5 protein-coding genes are annotated in these 3,198 nt (G+C 68.3%); 1 reads left to right on the top strand and 4 read right to left on the bottom strand.

The annotated features are described in order from the left end of the window. The 4 genes from efp to VGB60_RS06840 form a co-directional block, all read right to left on the bottom strand. Complete coding sequence (gene efp / locus VGB60_RS06855; RefSeq protein ID WP_331037520.1) at positions 1–567, bottom strand: elongation factor P; 567 nt, start codon at positions 565–567, stop codon at positions 1–3. Between the two features lie 92 nt (positions 568–659). After that, the gene (locus VGB60_RS06850; protein ID WP_331037519.1) at positions 660–1,199 is read right to left on the bottom strand and encodes a tryptophan-rich sensory protein; all 540 of its coding nucleotides are present in this window, start codon (positions 1,197–1,199) and stop codon (positions 660–662) included. A gap of 61 nt (positions 1,200–1,260) precedes the next feature. Then, the gene (locus VGB60_RS06845) at positions 1,261–1,503 is read right to left on the bottom strand and encodes a helix-turn-helix transcriptional regulator (protein WP_331037518.1); all 243 of its coding nucleotides are present in this window, start codon (positions 1,501–1,503) and stop codon (positions 1,261–1,263) included. Beyond that, positions 1,503–2,000, bottom strand: a complete 498-nt coding sequence (locus tag VGB60_RS06840; RefSeq protein WP_331037517.1) for a DUF2975 domain-containing protein — start codon at positions 1,998–2,000, stop codon at positions 1,503–1,505. Before VGB60_RS06840 ends, VGB60_RS06845 begins: the two co-directional genes overlap by 1 nt. Before the next feature lie 94 nt (positions 2,001–2,094). Between VGB60_RS06840 and VGB60_RS06835 the strand changes: the two genes are divergently transcribed. Then, on the top strand, positions 2,095–3,030 hold the full coding sequence (locus VGB60_RS06835; RefSeq protein WP_331037516.1) for an ABC transporter ATP-binding protein: 936 nt from the start codon (positions 2,095–2,097) through the stop codon (positions 3,028–3,030). The last annotated feature ends 168 nt before the right edge of the window (positions 3,031–3,198 follow it).

Below are 3,198 nucleotides of genomic sequence, written 5' to 3'. Positions count from 1 at the left end.
CTACTCGGCGCGGCGGACGTATTCGCCCGTCGTGGTGTCGACGACGATCTTTTCGCCGACGCCCATGTAGGGCGGGATCATGATGCGGACGCCGTTGTTGGCGATGGCGGGCTTGTAGGACGAAGAGGCGGTCTGGCCCTTCACGGTGGGCTCGGTCTCGACGACCTCAAGGGTAACCTGGTCCGGCAGCGACAGGCCGATCGGACGCTCTTCGTGCATCTCGATGACGACCTTCATCCCCTCCTGCAGGTAGGGGATGCGGTCCTCGCCGACCCAGTCCTTCTGAAGCTCGATCTGCTCGTAGTTGGCGTCGTCCATGAACACGAGGCTGTCGCCGCCGTCATAGAGGTACGAGAAGTCCTTCTGCTCGAGCGTGACGCGCTCGACCTTGTCCTCGGAGCGGAAGCGCTCGTTCAGCTTGTTGCCGGTTTCGAGGTTCTTGGCCTCGACGTTCGCGAAGGCGCCCCCCTTGCCCGGCTTGACGTGGCTGGCCTTGGTGACGACCCAGAGGCCGCCGTTCACCTGCAGGACCATGCCGGGCTTGATGTTGTTGCCGTTGATCTTCATGCGGTCTCGGAGAGATTGGGGCGCAGCCGTTTCGGCGCGCGCGAACCGGCGCTCCCTAGAGGATGCCGCGTCTCCCGGCAAGGCGCGGGCCGTCAGTGCACCGTCGGATGATGCTCGGCCTTGCGCTGGATGAAGTTGGCGAGGCGCACCCGCCCTCCGGTGGGCGAGGCCAGCTTGCCGGCCTGCGGATCCAGCTTGCGCGCCTCATGGGCGAAGGCGGCGGCCAGCCCGGCCGAGGACATGGCGGCGGCGATCTGCAGGCCGCGGCTGCTGGGGCGCAGCGCGATCCAGACGGCGTTCAGGGCCTGGGCGGCGGCCCACAGTCCCATGGCTGTCGTGCGTTCGGGCCGTGCGGGAGCGTTCCACACCCTCACCGCCGACAGCGTCGTCACCGAGAACACGGCCGGCAGGATCAGGCTCAAGGGTCCGCGCGGGCGTTCGGTGATGGGGCCGTCGCCTTGCGCTAGGTGGCGCGGCCGAGCGCTGACGGTGCGGCTGGCGAGCAGGGTCGCCGCCAGGGCGAACCCGACGGTGAGGGCGACACCCGCAAGCACGTGACCGGGATCGCGGCCTTCCGCGTTGAGGAAGTCGGTCGCCGCCTCGCGGGCGTCGTCCAGCGCGTCTTCGATCATTGTGGGGCCGCCTCCATCTGCCTGCCCGACAGAATGACCCGCGCCGCTCGCCGGTTCCCGATCAGCTCAGGTCGTCATCGGGCGCGGTGAGGTCGGCGGGATCGAAGGCGTAGTCGAGCAGATCGCCGGGCCGGCATTCCAGCGCCGCACACAGGCGCGCCAGCGTCCTGAACCGGATGCCCTTCACCTTGCCGGAGCGGAACAGGGACAGCTGGGTCTCGCTGAGCCCGACCTCGGCGGCGAGGTCGCGGGCCTTCAGACCCTTCTTCACGATCAGGGCGTCGAGGGTCACCCGCACCGGCATCAGATGATCTCGTCCAGCTCGGCCTGCACACGGCCCGCCTGATCGACGATCCCGCCGAGCAGGAACAGCGCGCCGCCGATCATGCCGAGCGTCATGCCGGGGATGTCGAAATGCAGATAGCCGCCGCGGGTCTCGCCGATCACCCGCAGCAGATTGGTGACGATGAAGACGCTGAAGACGCCGCCGACGCCGAGCGCCAGCCCGACCCGCCGCAGGGCGTCCGCGACCGTGGGCTGGAACAGGCGTCCATTGGAGAGTTGGCCCATGGCGCGGCCGATGGACCAGACGCCGAACAGGTAACAAACAGGCGGCCCGCCGGTTAGGAGGGCAGTCGCGAGGCTTCGGCCTGGAACCGGCGTCTCGCGCAGGGCCAGCAACACCGGCGCGATGAAATGGCTCAGCGCGACGACGGCGCCCACGGTGACGACCATGAACACGGCCAACCAGCGGAACTGGCCGCAGCGGCGGCGGAATCGGGAGAGGTCGGTCTGGCTCACGGGCTCTGAAATCCTGTCTTGTCTTTAATCTTGACTTAAAGACGCGAGTTTCGCAACTTTATGCAAGACTTAAAGAGAATGGACGCTCAGCGACATGACCGCCGCCATCGAAACCCACGATCTCAGTCGCCGTTTCGGGAGGCGGGCGGCGGTCGAGGCCGTGTCGATGACGGTGCCCGACCGGGCGGTCTACGGTTTTCTCGGCCGCAACGGCGCGGGTAAGACAACCACGCTGAGGATGCTGCTGGGCCTGCTGCGGCCCAGCCGCGGACAGGCCCGGATCTGTGGAGTCGACGTCGGCCGGGACCGCATCGGCGCGGCGCGCAAGGTGGGCGCCCTGCTGGAGGCGCACGGCTTCTACGGCAATCTGACCGGGCGCGAGAATCTCGACCTGACCCGGACCCTGATGGGCGTGCCGGCGACGGAGATCGACCGGGTGCTGGAGGTGGTCGAGATGCGGGACAGCGCGCGCCGGCGCGTATCCGACTATTCGCTCGGCATGCGCCAGCGGCTAGGGCTGGCGCGCGCGATGCTCGGCGCGCCGCCGGTGCTGATCCTCGACGAGCCGACCAACGGCCTCGATCCCGACGGCATCGCCGACATGCGCCGCTTCCTGAAGGACCTGCCGGCCCGGACCGGCGCGACCGTGCTGCTGTCCAGCCACCTGCTGGGAGAGATCGAGCAGACCGCCACGCACGTCGGGATCGTCGATCAAGGCCGGCTGGTGCTCGAGGGCGACCTCCGGGCGCTGAAGGCCGATCTCTCTCCTGAAATCCTGCTGAAGGTCGACGATCCGGTTCGGGCGTCGTCAGTGCTCCGCGCCTTCGACCTAGCGCTGACGGCCCATGCGGACGGGCTCGTGGCCCGGCTGCGGTCGGGCGCTGAGGCCGACAACACCGCTGCCGCCATGAACCGTTCGCTCGTCGAGGCCGGGGTCTCCGTTTTCTCGATCGGCGCCCGTGCCGCCTCGCTCGAAGGCATCTATCGCGCGGCTTCCGCGCCTGCCGCACCTGAACCGGAGTTCGTCTGATGCTCGCCGTCCTGTCCGTTGAGGTGCGCAAACTCAATCGTTCGCTGGCCCTGCTGTTGGCGGTGGCGGCGCCCTGTCTCGTGGCGGTGTTCACCTTCTTCAACATGCTGAGAGGGCGCGCGCCGATGCCGTGGGAGATGTGGCTGCAGTCGTCCAGCGCGATCTGGG

Origin of the sequence: Brevundimonas sp., from assembly GCF_036399195.1 — a bacterium.
Classification (GTDB): Bacteria; Pseudomonadota; Alphaproteobacteria; order Caulobacterales; family Caulobacteraceae; genus Brevundimonas.
The sequence above is the reverse complement of the archived record's forward strand: the minus strand, read 5'-3'. Positions and strand labels throughout refer to the sequence as shown.

Bases quoted from the DNA above. Each gene is read 5' to 3' on its own strand.
- VGB60_RS06845 (WP_331037518.1), bottom strand. From the start codon at position 1,503: ATGCCGGTGCGGGTGACCCTCGACGCCCTGATCGTGAAGAAGGGTCTG.
- efp (WP_331037520.1), bottom strand. From the start codon at position 567: ATGAAGATCAACGGCAACAACATCAAGCCCGGCATGGTCCTGCAGGTG.
- VGB60_RS06850 (WP_331037519.1), bottom strand. From the start codon at position 1,199: ATGATCGAAGACGCGCTGGACGACGCCCGCGAGGCGGCGACCGACTTC.
- VGB60_RS06835 (WP_331037516.1), top strand. From the start codon at position 2,095: ATGACCGCCGCCATCGAAACCCACGATCTCAGTCGCCGTTTCGGGAGG.